This window comes from Marinobacterium stanieri, from assembly GCF_900155945.1.
Lineage (GTDB): Bacteria > Pseudomonadota > Gammaproteobacteria > Pseudomonadales > Balneatricaceae > Marinobacterium > Marinobacterium stanieri.
The window spans coordinates 268,684-286,423 of record NZ_FTMN01000004.1; the positions used below are offsets into that span (position 1 = coordinate 268,684).

The window sequence follows — 17,740 nt, forward strand, 5'->3', positions numbered from 1 at the left end:
TGTGGTTTAAGCCTTGGTTGTCATGACAAGGGAAGACTCGGCTTCCGGTTCTTTTTCGGGTTCGTTATCCACAGCGCCCTTGCCTCTCGGCTGGCCAGTCGAGGTTTCAGCATCGGCGTGGATCACACCGTCCTCGTCGGCGTAGGCCGCGCAGATGAATTTGGGTTTGAACACCAGCACCCAGCTGGGCACCAGCAACATGGCAGCGGCGCCGTTGAGCACCACCATGACAATGAGTAGCAACGCCGCTTCCGCCTGGAAGCGCAGGTCGGACAACACCACCCACATGACGATGCCGGCGATCAGGGTGATGGCGGTAAAGCTGACCGCCAGACCGGTGGTACGGATGGCACGGCGCACCGACGCGAGCAGATCTCCCAGCGCCACCATTTCGGAGCGGATGCGGTCCATCATGTAGATCGAGTAGTCGATACCGATCCCCACGCCCACGGCGATGATTGGCACGGTATTGGAGTTGATGCCCATGCCGCTCAGGCCCATGTAGGCGTAGGTCAGCGTGGTGGCGAACAGCATGGCGCCGAACATCATGGTTCCGGCCATGAGGGAGGTGTAGAAGAAGGTGACCATGAAGAAGATCAGCAGGAACACCAGCGGCAGCACCCAAAGGTTGGTCTCGAACGCTGCTTCGTTCTGTGAGGCGATAACACCGATGGTGCCGCCGGCCAGACGGATGGTCAGCCCTTCCACCTTGCCCTCGTTCTCGGCGATCCACTGCTTGGCGGTATGAATGGCGCGGCGGATGGTCTCGCCCTGATGATCCTTGTAATAGAACACCAGGTTAGCCACACGCTCATCGCTGTCGATGAACTCCTTCAGCGCGCCCGGAATCGGGTTGGACATCATGTAGGTGAACATCAGACCACCGGCATAGAGCGGATCATCCGGAATCTGCGCCCAACGTGGGTCGTTGTTGTGCAGCAGACGGTTCACCTGCTTCACCAGATCGGGAATGCCCTTGGCACCGCCGACACCCGGATCAAGCAGCATGTGACGTTCCAGATCCGCCAGCGCCTTGAGGACTTCCGGTCGTTTGATACCGCCCTTCTCGTCTGTTTCGGCGACGATGTACATTTCCTCGGAGCCCGGGAAGCTGTCGTTGATCGCCTTGGAGGACAGGTTGTAATCGTGGTCCTGATAGAGGATGGGTGACCCCGGTTCAGACTCGCCGATCACCACATGGGAGGAGAAATAGAAACCGCCGCAGAGCAACAGCGCCGCAATGCCCAGCGCCCTCTTCGCCGCCTTCTCGCCACTGATCAGGTCGGCACAGACGTAGCCCACGTTGCGGAACAGGTTGTGCTTGATGCTGGTGTTCTTCGGCTTGGGCAGCACCGACAGCAGCAGCGGTACGGCCAGCAACACGGTGATGATGATGCTCAGCGCCCAGATGGAGGCGTAGTGCGCCAGCTTGGTATTAAGTGGGATGGAGCCGATGGCGATCAACAGCAGGCCGATGGCATCGGACACCACACCCAGACTGCCGGGGCGGAACAGGCTTTCGAACGTCAGCCGCGCCGCCTGATGATGGTCATCATGGGTGTTCAACTCCAGATAGTAGCGCTCTACCAGCTGGATGCCATGGGACATGGCACGGGCCGAGATCAGGAATGGGATCACCAGGCTCAGCGGATCCAGGTTATAGCCGAACATGGAGATGATGCCGATACCCCAGATCGAGGAGACGATTACACCGGCCAGCGGAATGAATATGCCGTAGGCCTTGCGGAAGTAGAACACCAGCAGGGACAGCATGATGAGTGCCGTGAACAGGAAGATCTCTATGATCTGATCCAGATACTGGTAGGCCCACCCCACCAGCATCGGCTGGCCGGTCACATGGATTTTCACGCCATCAGCCGCTTCCAGCTCACGCATCTGCTGGATGTGCTCATAGGTGGCGGCGTAATCCAGCTTGCCTTCAATCAGCTGTGCCTTGACCAGCGCCATGTGCAGATCAGGACTGACCAGAGGCCCCAGCACTCGTGGATCTGCGCCCACATCCTTGCGCAGCTGATCCAGCTGAGAATTGCTGAGATCGGTGTGCTCAGGGTTGTAGTAAGGCTCGGAGTTGACGTTGCCTTCAGGTGTCAGCCACACCTTGCGCGAGTTGCGGTGAGTCACACTGGTGACCAGGTTATGGTCCACCCCCGGCAAAGAGTCCACCGACTGGGTGATGCGGTGAATCCGCGCCAGCGCCTCGTTGTCGAAGATGTCGTGCTCGGTGAACTCGACCCCGACAATGATCACGTTGGCACCGCCGAACGACTCCTTGATGTCGTTATGCAGCTCGATGTATGGATGCGTCTGCGGCAACAGGTCGGCAAAGTCCGAGTACATCTTCACGCCGGGAATCTGGGCCGCAAACCAGATCGTCGCCAGCAAGATCAGGGACAGGATGATTTTGGGATAGTTGAACAGCTTCTGGTCGAGGCTGTGCAACCAGTGCGTGGCCTTATGGGCACTGGCAGATCGTTTATCCATGATAGAACCGTCGTGTTGTTATTATTGGATCGGCAGCGACATCAGCGTGCCGTTGCCACCGGCAATCAGCAGCTCGCCACTGGCCTGCTCGGCTGCAGAGCGCAGCCAGACCGGCAAGGCCGGCGCGTCCACTTGCTCCCAGCGCTCTGCACCGCGGGACAGCACCGTACCGTTCTCGCCCAATGCAAACAGCCCGGCCGAGGTATCGGCAATGCCATACAGCGGCGCGGCCACCGGCGTGCGCTCGGTCTGCCAGCTTTGTCCTCCGTCGCGGGTCTGCAGAATCATGCCGTCCAGCCCGACCACCCAACCCTGCTCACGGGAACGGAAATGGGCCGCCTGGGGATAAAAATCATTGGGGATATAATCGAGGGGCTGCCAGTTTTGACCGCCGTCGTCTGTGCGTACCACCAGCCCAAACTCGCCGGTGGCGTAGGCTGTCTGCTGATCCAGAAACTGGATCGAGGTCAGCATGGCGTCTTCGTTGAGGCTGGTTTCGCTCCAGTTGGCACCACCATCACGACTGACCATCAGGGTGGAAAAGCTGCCCACTGCCCAGTAGCTGCCATCGGGTGCGCAGGTGGCATCAAGCAGATTTTCCGGGGTCGGCAAATCGGACTTGCGCCACTGGCGGACATCCTCATCGCTGACCCACAACTGGCGTTCAAAACTCAGGGCGATCAGCGAGCCATCCGGGCAGGCATCCACATCAATCAAATTGGGAGCACCATCTAACGTATGTCGCTGCCACTTGCTTCCGGCATCAGGGCGCGTCAGAACCAGTCCGGCGTTGCCCACGGCAACCTGCACCTGGTCGGTTACAACCAGCGACTGAATCTGGTCGGTTCGGCGTATGGGTTTTTCCAGCTCCTGCTCGACACCTGACAGGTTTAGCGGGGCTTCGCAGGCGCTGAGGAGAAAAGCACATCCGCCCAGCGCCAGTGCCCGTGACAGGCGTCGAGGCAGATGAGCGGCATTCGTTCGGGACAGGCACGCATGCGTGCGGCTGCCGTTGAGGTCTACTGCTTGTGGTTTCATCATTTGTTGTTCTTCTGGATGAATGGGCACGTATGTTCGGCTTCATGCAGATAGAGCAACGGTTGTGCCAGAATTGATCTGGCGCGTTTTGCAGACTATTTAAATCTTATTAAACAAACAGTTAGCGTAAAAAACAGAAAATCCGGCGATCGATAGATAGCGATGCACCTGCGCAGATCATTAAACCGGATTGATCAAATCATCAAAGTCTTTATGGGTATTTGCGCAAATCATGAAGGCAGATCCAAAGGTCGCCTTGCCTGAGCTTTGCCTAAGCAGCAAGATGACGGCCACTGGTTATCTCAAACAAGGAGGTCTTGTGATACCCGCCCTCAAATTTACCCTGAAACGCTGGATCATCTATTCAGCCATAACCTCGCTGCTTCTCGTCATTCTGAGCTATGCCCGTTCAAGCGGTGAAGATTACTCGGCCTTGTATACAGTGTTGGTTTCCTTTGGGCTCTGGGCTCTATATACACCACGCTGGTTTTTCCCTTATTACCTGGCCTACAGGCAACAGCAGCATCAAAACCGTCATACGGTAAGACTGGAGGGACTTTCGACCCATGATACCGCTCGGTTCCTTTATCGCCCGTCTCTGACGATGCGCATCACCCCACTCGTATGCGGTCTGGTCTCGGCCATTCTGTGCATGCAAATTTGGTCTGTGCTGGGGGACTATCAACAGGCAGGTGATCATGACAACACTTGGCTCATGCTGGCTCTGGCCGTTTCAGCGCTGGTCAGCCTTGCAATGGCAGTCCTCTTCATCCGCCTTTGGCATGTTGCCCTGTCAGGGCCCGGCGCCATTGTGGTCGGTCCTGACACAATCACCGCCCCACCCGGCTTTATGTCCGTGCATACCGAACAGCTCCGCATCCAGTCGATTCAGCAGGTGGAGTGCAGCAAGCGGACCCTCAGGATAAGCGGTCGAGGCCTCGTACTGACGATCAGAAAGGATGGAATGTTGAACGCAGCGGAATTCGAGAAACTGGCTAACCTGCTGCGTATCCGCAAGTTTCAGCTGAGTGGGTCTACACCAGGCTGGTAGCCCCTCAGAACCTGATCAGAATTGTGGGAGCCTTCTATGCAGGAAATGCTATTCGCGCGCGGAGCGCGCTCCCACATTATGCGATGAGACATAATGCCTAGAATGGAGTCTAGATTAAAAATGTGGGAGCTCTCTCTGAGAGCGAAGGTTTTTCGTCCGCAGGAGCGGACCCCACAACACAGGGTGAGGGGTCATATCTGGTGGATTGTCATGCTGGAGATGTGGGAGCCCTTTCTGAGGGAGAAGATCTTTCGCGCGCGGAGCGCGCTCCCACAACAATACAGGGTTGAAGATGATATCTGGTGAGTTGTCATTATAAAGGTGTGGGAGCCCTCTCTGAGGGCGAATAACTTGCAGGCCCTCTGGAGATACACACAGCCCATGCCCCTCCACAGGGTGCGACTGTAGCACCCCAAAACCCAGCATCAGTTATTTGCTTATTACATATTAGTCTTTACAGAACATTGATCCATAGCGGAAAAGAATTAGGATTGCCATCCTTCATTGGGCGCGTTCTGTTCCAGACCTCCGCCCGTCGTAGTACCCAAGAGAACACCTCATGAACAAAGTTGAAAACCTGAGCGGGTTTCTGCTGCTCGTTTTGATTTTAAGTGCCGGCAGTCTGGCACTGGAAGCTGATATCTTTTTCCGTCTTTTGATTGGACTTGGCCTGGGCTATGCCCTGACCCGTGCCGCGCTGGGTTTTGCCGGCAGCGTGAACCGTGCCTATCGTGCCGGTTCCACCAAGCTGATGCGTGGCTTGATGCTGATGTTTACCGCCACAGCTATCGCAACCACGGCCTTTCTCTACAACCAGAATCCGAAAGACCTGAACCTTTGGGTCAACCCCATTAATGCCGGCCTGGTTGTGGGCGGTTTGCTTTTCGGCTTTGGCATGTCCTTCGCCAGCTGCTGTGCATCCGGGGTACTGACCTATTTCTCCAGTAACCTGACCCGCCCGGCGTTGATCCTGACCTGTTTCGGTGCCGGCGTATTCCTGGGCTTTCCGCTGCAGGCAACCCAGCCCTGGATCACCGATACACTGGTATCCACCCAAACCTATGCCAATCAGGGCGTCTACCTGCCGGACCTGTTCCCCAAGGACCCGATGAAAGGCTATTTCGGTGCGATTGTACTGACAGCCTTTTTTGCCGCTGTGGTCAGCTGGCTGGCCCATCGCTATGAACAGCGCCGCCGTCGCAACGACACCTATATCGGCGTGGCCGCCGAGCAGGCACAGGAAGAACAGCCGGCCGCGAACCTGGGACAGCACCCCTTTTTAAGCCGTGAAACCTATGAAGCACTGTTCGTTTCACGCTGGTCCATGACCACCGGTATCGCAGTGATCGTCGTTCTGTTCACCCTGCTGATGGGCGTCACCGGTGCCGGCTGGGGCGCATCATCCCCGTTCGGTTTCTGGTTCGGCCGCTTGCTGATCGCCTTTGGTGCTGATCCGGCAGCTATTGCCGAATTTACCCATCGCCCGGTTGAGGTGTTCACCATGCCCTTCTTCAGCCATCCGGTGAACGTGCAGAATATCGGCATCATGCTGGGCGCCGTGGTATCACTGCTGCTGGCGGGTCGCTTCTTCAGTGGCATGTCGAAGATGCGCCTGGGCCTGAAGGAAGCGGTACTGCTGATTATTGCAGGTCTGGCCATGGGCCTGGGTACCCGCTTCGCCAATGGCTGTAATGTGGGAGCGCTGTTTACTCCTATCGCCAACTTCTCTTTGTCCGGCTGGATCTTTCTTGTGTTTATGGTTGCTGGTGGTGTCATTGGCAATGTGACAGGTAAGCGTTTGCAGTCCTGAGGTGTGAATGAATGTGGGATGGGTCTCTGAGAAGGAGGCTTTTCGTCCGCGGAGCGGACTCCCACATTACAACATGTTGAGGAGTTAAGTCCGGCGAGGAGTTGGGCTGAGGCTGTGGGAGCTTTCTCTGAGAGCGAAGGCTTTTCGCGCGCGGAGCGTGCTCCCACAACATTACAACCTCTTATGGCACCTTGAGGCCTGACCTGGCTCAGGTAAGTGCGGTGAGGAAACGCTCATTCAACTGGCGGTCATGGTAGAAGATCGCCTTGCCCAGCTTGTCGGCATCCCAGGTGACCGGTTCATGGTCCGGATAATGGTAGTCACCGCCGCAGAACACTTCGGTGCGGTTGCCTGAAGGGTCGAAGAAGTAGATGGTCTTGCCGTGGGTCAGACCATGGCGGGTCGGGCCGATGTCGATGGAGGTATCGGTCATGGAGATCAGGTCCGCGGCGCGCAGTACGTCTTCCCAGGTTTCCAGGAAGAAGGAGGCGTGGTGGAACTTGCCCGGCTCGGGGTGATCGATGAACGCCACGTCATGCGCTTTCATGCTGGCCGTCAGGAACTGTGCCACACGTTTTCCATCCGGGGTAACCACCTGCTCGGCCAGATCGAAACCCAGCACATCGCGGAACAGGTCCAGCGTTTTATCCAGGTCGGTACCATAAAGCAGGCAGTGGTCGAAACGGGTCGCCTTGATGCCTTGCAGGCCACGCGGCCAGGCTTCCGGGTTGTGGTTGCCCACGCCCCACTTGCCGGTCTGTTGTTTGGTGGCATAGAGTTCAAAATCATGGCCGCTGGGCGCGGTAAAACGCAGACGACGGCCGCAATCCTTAAGCTCGCCTTCCGGGATTTCATCAACAGCACAGCCAAAGGCTTTCAGGCCTTCGTGCAGGTTATCCAGCACACTTTCGTCCAGACACTTGAAGCCCATGAAGTCCATACCGGCCTCATCAGCCTCGCGCAGCACTACCGAGAACTTGTCCACCTCGGTCCAGCCTTTCAGATACACACGCCCCTGGTCGTCACGATCAACTTCGATCAGACCCAGCAGCTCGACGTAGTGTTTCAGGGCTTCATCCATATCCAGCACACGAATCTGGACATGGCCGGGACGCATTACACCTTTTTTCATGCTCTTCACCTTTTATTGTTCTAATCGCAGTCAGGCTGATCCTGGGGTTGGCAGTGGGTGCCAATCTCGGGCGGATCAGGCTCAATTACCAGGTCACTGCGGGCAAATACCCGACAGGCCAGTACCGTGCCTTCGTCTTCCTGTTGTGGCGAAATCCAGGCACGGCTCATGCGTTTACTGAAATACTCACCCTGTACAATGCGAATGCGGCATTTACCGCAACCGCCACCGCGACAACCAACGGAAATCAGCTGCTGTCCGGCTCGCTCCATCGCCACCAGTACACTGAGATCCGAACTGGCCGGGAACCCTTGGGGCTGGTCGTTAACGGCGATGTGATGAACTGTCGGCACCTCCGTATCGGGGTGCGCTTGATTATTGTTATTCATGACGCGACCTCTGTTACGGCCCGAATCACGGGCCTCGGCTCTGTCACGATCATCGGATGTTCCGACACCGCTCGCCAGCGGTTGGGGTGGGAACATGTAATCCCGAAAGCGGGTGTTGCCACCGGGCCTATCCGCACCCCACCACTCGATCCTGCTTCCTGTTTGAACCTAGATTCGCTTGAACAGTGCAGAACGGGTCTGCTCTTCGGCGCCGTCGGCAGCGGTCAGGAAGCGCTCCATGTGAATGTCTCGCTCAAACAACCGTCCCTGCATCAGCGCGGTGATAGCCGCATCAATCATCGGAGGCGGCCCGCACAGATAAGCTTTGTGGCCACTGAAGTGGTTGTCGAAGTACTTGATCGCTGCCTCATGCACGAACCCTTTAAAGCCCGTCCAGTTTTCATCTTCCTGCGGCTCATTCAGGGCCGGGATGTAGTGGAAGTTGGCATGTTGCTGATCCAGCGCTTCAAACAGCTCGCGGTTGTAGAGCTCGGCCACATTGCGCGCCCCCTGGAACAGGTAGATCTCACGCTTGTCGCCCTCTTCCAGCATATCGAGGATCATCGACTGGGGACTGGACAGGCCCGAGCCACCGGCAATGAAGATCGCGCCCTGTTCGTCGGATTTGCGTACGAAGAATTGACCGTAGGGACCGGACACATCGAGGGTGTCGCCCACCTGCAGGCTCTCATGCAGCCAGGTGGTGCCAGCGCCATTGGCCACCAACCGCACATGCAGCTCAAGCGCACGGCTATCGGACGGCTTATTGGCGATGGAGAAGGCACGCGTGCCCTCGACACCGGGAATGCGCAGGTTGACGTACTGCCCGGCCTGGAACTCCATGTCATCATCCAGCGCAAAGGTTATGCCCTTGATGGTCGGCGACAGATCGACGATATCGGTCACGGTCCCGACGAAGTCGCGCACCGGATAACCGGCAAAGTCCGGGTCCACATCGATATCGGCTTCGATCACCAGATCGGATTCCGGCATGGCACAGCACGCCAGTACCTTGCCTTCGTCACGCTCCATATCCATGAGCGCAAAGGGCGAGGCATTGCCCAGGTCCACATCACCTTCGACCACCTGGCATTTGCAGGTGGCGCAAGTGCCATGGCCACAGGCAAACGGCAGCCAGACGCCCTGACGCAGGGCCGCATCCAGAATGGTTTGCCCCTCTTCCACCTCGATCACATCACCAGTGGGTTCTACGGTCACTTCGTAACTCATAACGGCTCTCCTCAACTCACCTCAGACGCCGGCGTCCTGATACCCCTTCAGGTTCGGGGTCTGGAAACGCAACAGGGATTTGTGGCCGACGCCCTGGTCTTTCAGGGCGACATCCAGCTGCGGCGTGAACGGCTCACCGTCCAGCAGCCAGGTGGCCTGATCCCAATCGATACGGTCCCATTCGGGGTGCAGTGAGAACCCTTCCGGCATTACCTCTTCCAGCAGAGTGCGGAAGGGCGTTTCCGGCGGCAGCGGGTAGGCAAAGGCGGCGCAGAACATCAGGTGATGGTCCCAGCCCACATAGACGATCTGGTTGCCGTGGAAATTCTCGACACGGTCTTTAATGTCGCCGGCGTAGTCCGGCGTAATGGCTTGTACTGGCATTATTCTTATCCTCAGATCCGGGGCCAACCCACAAAGTCAGCCCCTCTCTTGAATTGTTCAGAGTGTCAGGTGAAAACCGCGAGGCTTACGCCACACCCTTCCACTTCTTCCACCGCTCTTCGTCCGGGGAACCCTTGATATCCATGTTGTCCACGCCAACATTCATCTGGTAGTAATCGCGCAGGATGTCCTCGACATCCGGGCCACCACAATTGCCCTGGAAGATCTGATGCACCGGCAGCCAGGACTGGACGAACTTCTCCGGCTCATCGTCGAAGATGTCCTTACAGCCGTCGGAGCAGAAGTGATAGCGGTCGCCCTTGTAGATGGAATCGCGGTAGCTGATCTGGGTCGGGTCATCCATCTCGGTGAACAGCATCGGAATCTGGCAGGTGGTACACAGCTGCGGCAGCGCCTTGGTATAGAAACGCTCGCCCTTGGCTTCCATCTCCTTGGCCAGTTCCCAGCGCGGACGGTAGTACTTGTCGAAGGTGTCCGGGTACTTCTCGCTCAGCCAGTCCAGCTCTTCATCGGTCGGAATCCAGGTGTGGAAGCCGGCAGCATGGCCGTGGGTGTAGAAAGTCCACCAGGCCTGATGCGACACGTGCTCTTTTTCCTTCTCGATGATGTCGGCGTATTTCGGCATGCGAATGCCGTAACGCGCCAGGTCCTTGAACAGGGCACCGCCGGCCTCCTCGAAGTAGACTTCCCAGGCCTCCTTCCAGCTCATCACCTTGTTGGGCAGCATGTAGTCCATCATCATCGACACGATGGTGAGCAGACGGGTGCCGCGCCAGAACCACTTGTCGATCCACCTCTGCACGATCGGCACGTTGTCTTCATGCTGCTCGAGCAGGAACTTGATCACTTCAAGACCCAACGTCATGTGACGGGCTTCATCGGACTGGGCAGAGAAGCCGAAGGTCACCGTGGCCATGTCACCGTTGTAGGCCGCGCCGGACATGAACGGCACGAACAGCAGGTTGGTCAGCACGTATTCGAAGCTGAAGCCGATCGCTACCATGAACTCGAAAGGACCGGCGGCGCGGGCATCGTTGAAGAAGGACTTGGGTACAGACAGGTACCAGACGCGGTCGTGCATGTGCGACCAGTCCTGCAGACCGTCGAAGAACTTGTTGTAGTGGCTCATGGCGTGAACCTGCGTCTGCACGTGACGCAGTTCATCAATCGACTGCATCTGGCAGGCGACGCGGGCACCAACACCGCCGAACTGACGACCGGTGTGGGCAAAGCCCTGGAACGCCTGGTATTCCAGCGGCGACACGCCGGTCAGGAAGATCTTCAGTGCGTTCACGTAGCGCGGATCAGAGATGTTCAGCTGGCCGTTGTTCTGGGCGAACGCATCAAAGATCGCATACAGCTTGCGCTCTTTCTCGGCCTGATATTTCCAGTAGGCGTCCATGGTCAGACGGAAAGGATCTTCCCACTTCGACCAGTCGGTGATTTTGATTCCTTCGAACTCTTCGAACGGGAATGCCTTGTTGCGATCCTGATAGGAGAACTCCCAGTCCAGGTCACGGGTCAACAGGCGGTATTTGTCTTTAATGTTGAGTTTCTTGGCTGCCATCGGGTTCACCTTATTGTTATTCGTTCCAGGTCAGCGTCAGCTGATCGTCGTCTTCGTCCACGTTGCCACCGAGGGTGATCAGGTTGACGTGCAGCTCCTGCACGTCCCAGTCGCGGCCCATTTTTTCTTCAACGGTTTCGCGTTTTACGGCGAGGAAATTTTCCGCTTCGATACGGATCATCGCGGGCATGTGGATAACGGTCGCTTCACTGTTGTCTTCTTCGATCGCTTCAACGATGTAGCGGGACTCGTCGTTATCCTGTAAGGCGATATACACTTTGGACATGAGGCTGATTCCTTGTTGTTGGCTGCGCTGATTACTTGATACCGGCTTTGGCGACACGCTTGTCCAGCAGGGCCAGTGCTTCGCCGAGGGCATCAGCACCCAGCATCGCGTCGGCCAGAGGTGCCAAGGCTTCGGCGGCCTTGCCACGCCACTTCTCGATCCACTGCGCCAGCAGCGCCTCGTTTTCTTCCGATTCGGCCACGGCGGTTTTCAACACCGCATCAATCCAGCGCGTCGCATCCTTGTTCCACAGCTGCATGAACTCGGTCAGCATGCCGATATCCTGAGCGCCGGCATCGCAGAGCTTCTGATCGAACTGGCGGTAAACCAGATCCGTCACCAGAGCATCCATCACCAGGTTCTGCGCCAGCATCACCTCGAACCAGTCTTCGGTAACCAGTGTTTCCTCGCACAAGGCACGAAGCCCCTGCCAGATATCCGCTTCCAGCCACTGTTGCTTGGCCTCGGCAAGGGCATCACCGCTGTTACCGTCCAGAATCAAACCGATGCGGGACAGGTACTGCGCCATACCCAGTCGATCCATGCCGTTGAACAGCAGCGCCTGGGTGATCGCGGTACCGAAGCCGTAGGCTGCGCCGTACATGTTGTTCAGGTTGGCGGTGTGTTCCAGATGGCGCAGCGGCACCAGGAAGCGAATCACCTCGGCACGAGCGTCATCGCTGAGGAATCGTGCCAGATCGCGCTTTTCGAAGAAGGCGTAATTGCTCTCGGCCACTTCCTGCATCTTGGCGCGCTGCTGCACGTAGGCACCGTAGTAGAACTGACGCGGATCCTTGAACGCGTACCAGTCGCTCATCACGATGGCGGTCCTGCGCGGGTCGTTCAGCTCCAGCTCTGGCTGCCACAGTGGGCGGTAGTGGAAGTTGGTCTCGGACTGGAGGTCGTAGGTCGCCTCCTGATAGCGGGTCGCCGGCTTGTCACCGAAACGACGCTCCACGTTGGCGTAGGTATTGCGGACCGGTTCCATCGTGGCGGTTTTGATTTCAATACTCATCGATCTATTCCCAGGCTGCGATTGTTGTTATTTGGAAGCGCGGCTGTGGTTGTGCGACATCAGCGTCTCTTCGCCGTAACGCCACTTTTCCATCTCGGCATCAACGGCTTGGATCTGCGCGTCGGTCATGGGCACCACATCGTTACTGGCGCAGAAAGCCTCGAAGGCTCCTTGAGGCATCACCAGCTCGACAAACAGGGAGGGGTCACCAATGGCAAAATCGAATTCGACAAAGCGGGCGTCCGGTTCACTGCGGACACGGATGTATTTGGTCAAACGATCAAAACTCTGCCGTTTGGGCAGGTCATCGTTGCTGTTGTGCAGTTTGAGTTTTGTCATTGTTATCCTCTGCTCATCAACGCATGTTCGCTATGCACTGGAGCAACGGGCGTGCCAAAGCGGAATTCAAACGGCAAGAATCCTCAACAAATTAACCATAAGCCATTGATTTTTAATCATAAAAAATAATGCTTTTGCATCTGACACCCCGCATTCAGGGAGTAAACCCGACACAGCGAGGTTCTGCCGAAGCTGATCAAATGGTGAAAAATCTGCGGGATTTGTTGATCAAATGATGAGAATGTTGATTTTTTGACCAGCACCAGATCATTAGACTTTAGTCTTATATATTAGACTTTCACTTCCAAACTGAAGCCAAATGCTCCAACAATAAAAAAGAAACACTGTGCAAAAAACGATCAAAAATTGATCGACATAACAACTCACAAAAACGGCCGGTATAAAAACAACTATGGCTAACACGCAGACACTCGAGTTCCCGGGCAGCAGCGACCTGTTGTCCCAGATACGCTTTGAGAGCGACCAGGGGAAGGTCTGGCTCAATGAACAACGCATGCTGCTGATCCACTCCAGCGTCATGGGACTGCTGCGCAAGGAACTGATCGAAACCCTCGGCATCGAGCGCGCCAAGGGTTTTCTGATGCGCTTTGGTTATCATTCGGGATGGAAGGATGCCGAACTGGTGGACAAGATCCGACCGGACATGTCGAAGGAGGATGCCTTCTTCGTCGGACCTCAGTTGCACTGCATCAAAGGGATGGTAAACGTAAAACCCGTTTCTCTGGACTTGGACGTTAATAGCGGCAAATTCGATGCAGAATTCAACTGGTTCGACTCATATGAAGCCGATGTGCACATGCAGGATTTTGGCCCTGCCGACGAGCCTATCTGCTGGACGCTGATCGGCTATGCCAGCGGCTATACCACCTACTTTATGGGTCGTAATATCATCTTCAAGGAGACCGAATGTGCCGGCATGGGTCACGACCATTGCCACATTCATGGACGCCCTGCCGATGAATGGGAAGACCAGGCCGAGCTGGAGCGTTACCTGTTGCCCGACCCCATCGCGGATGAACTCTTTGGCCTGCAGAGCGAACTCAGTGAGCTGCGCGACAACTTCCGCAGCAGCGACCAGAGTGACGACCTGCTGTTCAATTCCGTAGGGCAATCCGGCGCGTTCAAGAACGTCTGCCAGATGATTCGCCGTGCCTCCACCAGTCGCGTCACTGTTTTGCTGCAAGGCGAAACCGGCGTCGGTAAAGAGGTGGTTGCCAAAGGGCTGCACCAAAGCTCAGATCGCGCCGACAAGCCCTTTGTGGCGGTCAACTGTGCCTGCATCCCGCCCGACCTGATCGAAGCCGAGCTTTTTGGTGTGGAAAAAGGTGCCTTTACCGGCGCCACCCAATCCCGCGAGGGCAAGTTTGAACGCGCCCACGGTGGCACGATTTTCCTGGATGAAGTCGTCGAGCTGTCGCCGCGGGCCCAGGCCAGCCTGCTGCGCGTGCTGCAGGAAAGCGAAATGGAACGTGTGGGTGATACACGCACCCGCCGTATCGATGTGCGGGTTGTAGCGGCGGCAAACGAGGATCTGGAACAGGCCGTGAGTGATGGCAAGTTCCGCGCCGACCTCTTCTTCCGGCTTAACGTCTACCCGGTCCATATCCCGCCACTGCGCGAGCGAACCGAAGACATTCCCCTGCTGGTCAATCACTTCCTGAAGAAGTACCACACGCTCTACAACAAGCAAACCTTGAGCGTGTCCGACAAGGCGATGCAGGCGCTGATGCACTACAAGTGGCCCGGTAATATCCGCGAACTGGAGAACATGATCGAGCGGGGTGTCATCCTCACGGACAACAACCACACCATCGATCTGGATGCGTTTTTCCCGTCATTGTCGGAACCGACCCACCCGCTCAACAGTATCAACCGTCAGGGGGTACTGGCGCAGGAAATTGCCAATCGCTACCCCGACGCCAGCCTGTCCCAGGCTGACCTCTGTGAGCAGCTGCTCAATGACGAGTTCAACCTTGAGGAAATGGAGGAACAGTTGATTCGCAGCGCCATGGATCGTGCCGAGGGTAACGTATCCCAGGCAGCACGCATGCTGGGCATGACACGGCCACAGCTAGCCTATCGACTGAAGAAGCTGGAGACCGCCTGAAACAAAAAACGTCAGCCCTGTTCCCGGGGCTGACGAACGTCGAACGGAGGAAGGTGAAGATCAGAAAGGAATGATGGTCTTGATCCAGAAGGCATCACCTTCAGGGCGGTTCTCCACCGCCATCTCTTTCTGGTATTTCAGTGACAGGAAGAAGCCTTTGCCGTTGTCGTACTTGATGGACGGGCCGATGGCGAACGCCTTCCCCTCATTACCGATATCGACACCATTCACCTCATCCCCGGTGGTCTGCTTGTAGGCATAACCGCCCACACCCACGACCCAGTTAGGGCTGACGCCATAGCCGACGGAATAGTCAAAGTGCAGTTCCTGACCGGACTGATAATCCGTATCGCTGTTCTCGAAGTTGTAGTCGTACATCAGCTTGATGTCGGCATTCCAGCCGGTCGGGTTGACCCAGGATGCCGCATAGGCCGCCTGCACACCCCAGTAGTTGCGGCCGATATTGGCCATATCCTTGGCGTCATACTCCCCCACCGGCACAAACACATCCATTCCCACTACCGAGTGAAAGTTGGGGCTGTGGTGGTAGGCCAGTGCGAAGGCGGTCAGGTCCAGATCACCAATACCCCGGTTGCTGTCACTCATGCCGTTAACCGACACATCCATATCTACTAACGGCAGGAGTGCAGCGTGGAACAGCTGGCCACCCAGCAGGGTCGTATCCGTTACCCATACCAGACGCGGGGCCACTACATTGGCACGCAGGCGGAAATCGATCGGCAGGCTGTCACCGGCATCATCCATCAGATCATCGGCCGCATAGCGATTGGCATAGATCAGCGGATACACACCGGGAGGCGGCAGCGCACCCATCAGGTAGTTTTCGGCGCCCATGGCATAGTTGGAGCCGCCCCCTTCGGTTGCCTGAGCCTCGGTCGTCAGGGTTAACGCCAGTGCCATGGCCAGTGCCAGGCTGGATTTGTTCATTGTTTTCATCATGCACAGAGTCCTGTGTAGGTCTTGTTCGCAATCATGTTCCGGACGCAGTGACCGGTTCAGCTTTCCAGGCGGGCAAAAGCGCCCCGGTAAAACAGCAGAGGTTCGCCGGGTGCTGTATTCAGTGCATCAACCCGTCCGACAATCAGCAGGTGGTCACCCAGTACACGGGTAAACTCGGCCGTACATTCCAGCTGTGCCTGAGCACCGTCCAGCAGGGGCACCTGTCGACTGTTCAGGCTGTACTCCACGCCCTCATACTTGTCGTCCAGCGGGCGTGCAAACTGCATGGCCAGGGCTTCCTGCTCACGCTGCAATACGTTGATGGCAAAGGGCTTGCCCTCTTCAAACGCATCCAGACTCGGCGACTTGAGCGCCAGGCTCCAGAGCACCAGGGGCGGCTCCAAAGACAAGGATGAAAAGGAGTTCACGGTGATGCCAACAGCGTCCTTGCCGGTACCCGGCGCGGTCACAACGGTGACGCCCGTGGCGAACAAGCCCAGCGCATCACGCAATTCACGCGGGTCAATTGCGGGGGCCAGATTGGCTGCGGCCGTACTGCTGTCGGTAGCAACATTGGCGGTGGTTACACTGGTCATATCAGGCCGCTCCCTGTTGCATGTGCAATTTGATCAGATCCTGGCAGGCCGCCTCGTCCAGCCACCAGGGCATGTAATCCGGCGGGTTATCAAAGCCGTTGGCAATTTGTGCCGCCAGTGACGGAGACTGCTGAGCAGCGCCCAGCAATTCCAGGATGTGCGCCGGCGGTGGCAGCAGCATGCTGTTGGTCCAGTCCACAACCTGAGAGGCATAGTCCCAGTAGGTTTCAAAGGTCTGCTGCATCCACTCTTCGGTGAACGGCTGATCGCCACGGGCAATGATTTCCTGCAGGTAGATGCGGCTGCACTTGGCACCATTATTGGAACCCTGGCCGGTAATCGGATCGTTCACCACCAGTGCATCGGCAATGCCCATCACCTTGCGGCCTGACGGCAGGGTTGCCACCGGCTTGCGCACCGTCGGCGGGAAACGACCGGCCAGTACACCGCCTTCATCGGTCAGCTCAACGTTCTTGCAACGCTCCGCTTCCCAGGGGGCGTAGGTGTTAATGATTTCCAGGCTACGCTGCAGATGTTCTTGCGGTGTGGTGACATCGCCCCAGCAGTCCATGGGGCCACCCGGAATACCTTCAAACACCATGATTTCACAGGGGCCACTCAGCGTCAGCGCCGGGAAGACAAAGTACTCGCCCACGCCCGGAATCAGGTTAAAGGCCACCCGTGAATAGGGCTCTTTCGGCGTCATGCCGTGTACATAGGTCAGCGCCAGGGCACGCTGCGGCTTGTCGAAACGGGAACGTTCATCATCACGCTCGAACATGCGCACGATCTCGCCCTTTCCTGCGGCTACGAGTACAAGCTCATAGGACGCAGCCAGCTCTTCCAGCTCGGCAATACCCACATCACAGATTTTCAGCTCACCGCCCAGACGCTCGAACTCATCCATCCAGACCGGCATTTTGACGCGCTGATCCACCGACTGTGCCTTGTTATCCAGAGGGGCTGCCCAGTCGATCAGTTTCTCGCCCACTTTCTCGGGATTGGGGACAGTGACGCCGATGCCTTCCACCGGCGGGCACTCATGTTCCCAGAAATTCAGCCCCAGATCCCGTTCTGACTGCAGTGCCTGATCAAACATGCACTGGCTGGACATCACCTTGCCCGCACGGATCTGCTCACCGGTACGGTTGGACAGAATGGTGACATCATAACCGGCCTTGAGCAGGCCGATGCCGGTTTGCAGACCTGACTGGCCCGCGCCTACGATTGCGATTTTACGAGTCATTGAGATACACCTTTATTGTTCTTGAAGTGACCGGGACAGGTCCCGG

16 protein-coding genes are annotated in these 17,740 nt (G+C 57.0%); 3 read left to right on the forward strand and 13 right to left on the reverse strand.

All coding sequences use genetic code 11. The annotated features are described in order from the left end of the window. Positions 1-6: 6 nt before the first annotated feature. Together BW956_RS11210 and BW956_RS11215 are read right to left on the reverse strand one after the other, a co-directional pair. On the reverse strand, positions 7-2,502 hold the full coding sequence (locus tag BW956_RS11210) for an efflux RND transporter permease subunit (protein WP_076462823.1): 2,496 nt from the start codon (positions 2,500-2,502) through the stop codon (positions 7-9). A gap of 21 nt (positions 2,503-2,523) precedes the next feature. Next, complete coding sequence (locus tag BW956_RS11215; protein WP_244894360.1) at positions 2,524-3,543, reverse strand: WD40/YVTN/BNR-like repeat-containing protein; 1,020 nt, start codon at positions 3,541-3,543, stop codon at positions 2,524-2,526. Positions 3,544-3,730: 187 nt separating this feature from the next. On the opposite strand from BW956_RS11215, the gene BW956_RS11220 reads away from it, so the two are divergent. Both BW956_RS11220 and BW956_RS11230 read left to right on the forward strand, forming a co-directional pair. Continuing rightward, entirely contained in the window at positions 3,731-4,591 is an 861-nt protein-coding gene (locus BW956_RS11220; RefSeq protein WP_139327168.1) for a hypothetical protein, read from the forward strand. 559 nt (positions 4,592-5,150) lie between these two features. Next, the gene (locus BW956_RS11230) at positions 5,151-6,401 is read left to right on the forward strand and encodes a YeeE/YedE family protein (protein WP_076462826.1); all 1,251 of its coding nucleotides are present in this window, start codon (positions 5,151-5,153) and stop codon (positions 6,399-6,401) included. A gap of 208 nt (positions 6,402-6,609) precedes the next feature. On the opposite strand, the gene BW956_RS11235 is transcribed toward BW956_RS11230, so the two are convergent. The 8 genes from BW956_RS11235 to BW956_RS11270 all read right to left on the reverse strand — a co-directional run bounded on the left by BW956_RS11235 (position 6,610) and on the right by BW956_RS11270 (position 12,764). Further along, on the reverse strand, positions 6,610-7,533 hold the full coding sequence (locus tag BW956_RS11235) for a catechol 2,3-dioxygenase (protein ID WP_010322210.1): 924 nt from the start codon (positions 7,531-7,533) through the stop codon (positions 6,610-6,612). A 20-nt stretch (positions 7,534-7,553) separates the two neighbouring features. Continuing rightward, positions 7,554-7,922 carry a 2Fe-2S iron-sulfur cluster-binding protein gene (locus tag BW956_RS11240; protein ID WP_010322209.1) on the reverse strand — a complete coding sequence of 123 codons (369 nt, stop codon included), beginning with the start codon at positions 7,920-7,922 and terminating at the stop codon, positions 7,554-7,556. A gap of 168 nt (positions 7,923-8,090) precedes the next feature. After that, entirely contained in the window at positions 8,091-9,152 is a 1,062-nt protein-coding gene (locus BW956_RS11245) for an NADH:ubiquinone reductase (Na(+)-transporting) subunit F (protein WP_076462827.1), read from the reverse strand. 21 nt (positions 9,153-9,173) lie between these two features. Beyond that, entirely contained in the window at positions 9,174-9,536 is a 363-nt protein-coding gene (locus BW956_RS11250) for a phenol hydroxylase subunit P4 (RefSeq protein WP_076462828.1), read from the reverse strand. An 85-nt stretch (positions 9,537-9,621) separates the two neighbouring features. Then, positions 9,622-11,124, reverse strand: a complete 1,503-nt coding sequence (locus BW956_RS11255; protein WP_076462829.1) for an aromatic/alkene/methane monooxygenase hydroxylase/oxygenase subunit alpha — start codon at positions 11,122-11,124, stop codon at positions 9,622-9,624. A gap of 16 nt (positions 11,125-11,140) precedes the next feature. After that, positions 11,141-11,410, reverse strand: a complete 270-nt coding sequence (locus BW956_RS11260) for an MmoB/DmpM family protein (protein WP_010322205.1) — start codon at positions 11,408-11,410, stop codon at positions 11,141-11,143. A 31-nt stretch (positions 11,411-11,441) separates the two neighbouring features. Next, on the reverse strand, positions 11,442-12,425 hold the full coding sequence (locus tag BW956_RS11265; RefSeq protein ID WP_076462830.1) for an aromatic/alkene monooxygenase hydroxylase subunit beta: 984 nt from the start codon (positions 12,423-12,425) through the stop codon (positions 11,442-11,444). Between the two features lie 27 nt (positions 12,426-12,452). Continuing rightward, positions 12,453-12,764: a phenol hydroxylase subunit gene (locus tag BW956_RS11270; RefSeq protein ID WP_175612001.1), complete on the reverse strand. Its 312-nt coding sequence runs from the start codon at positions 12,762-12,764 to the stop codon at positions 12,453-12,455. A gap of 412 nt (positions 12,765-13,176) precedes the next feature. Here BW956_RS11270 and BW956_RS11275 point away from each other — a divergent pair, with 412 nt between their 5' ends. After that, positions 13,177-14,892: a sigma-54-dependent Fis family transcriptional regulator gene (locus BW956_RS11275; protein ID WP_076462831.1), complete on the forward strand. Its 1,716-nt coding sequence runs from the start codon at positions 13,177-13,179 to the stop codon at positions 14,890-14,892. A gap of 60 nt (positions 14,893-14,952) precedes the next feature. On the opposite strand, the gene BW956_RS11280 is transcribed toward BW956_RS11275, so the two are convergent. From BW956_RS11280 to BW956_RS11290, 3 genes are read right to left on the reverse strand one after another with little or no spacing between them, the layout of a single operon-like run. Further along, positions 14,953-15,852: a SphA family protein gene (locus BW956_RS11280; RefSeq protein WP_175612002.1), complete on the reverse strand. Its 900-nt coding sequence runs from the start codon at positions 15,850-15,852 to the stop codon at positions 14,953-14,955. A 56-nt stretch (positions 15,853-15,908) separates the two neighbouring features. Further along, a complete protein-coding gene (locus BW956_RS11285; protein WP_083703041.1) occupies positions 15,909-16,448 on the reverse strand; it encodes a flavin reductase family protein in 540 nt (179 codons plus the stop codon). A gap of 1 nt (position 16,449) precedes the next feature. After that, positions 16,450-17,694, reverse strand: a complete 1,245-nt coding sequence (locus tag BW956_RS11290) for a styrene monooxygenase/indole monooxygenase family protein (RefSeq protein WP_076462832.1) — start codon at positions 17,692-17,694, stop codon at positions 16,450-16,452. Positions 17,695-17,740: the final 46 nt, after the last annotated feature.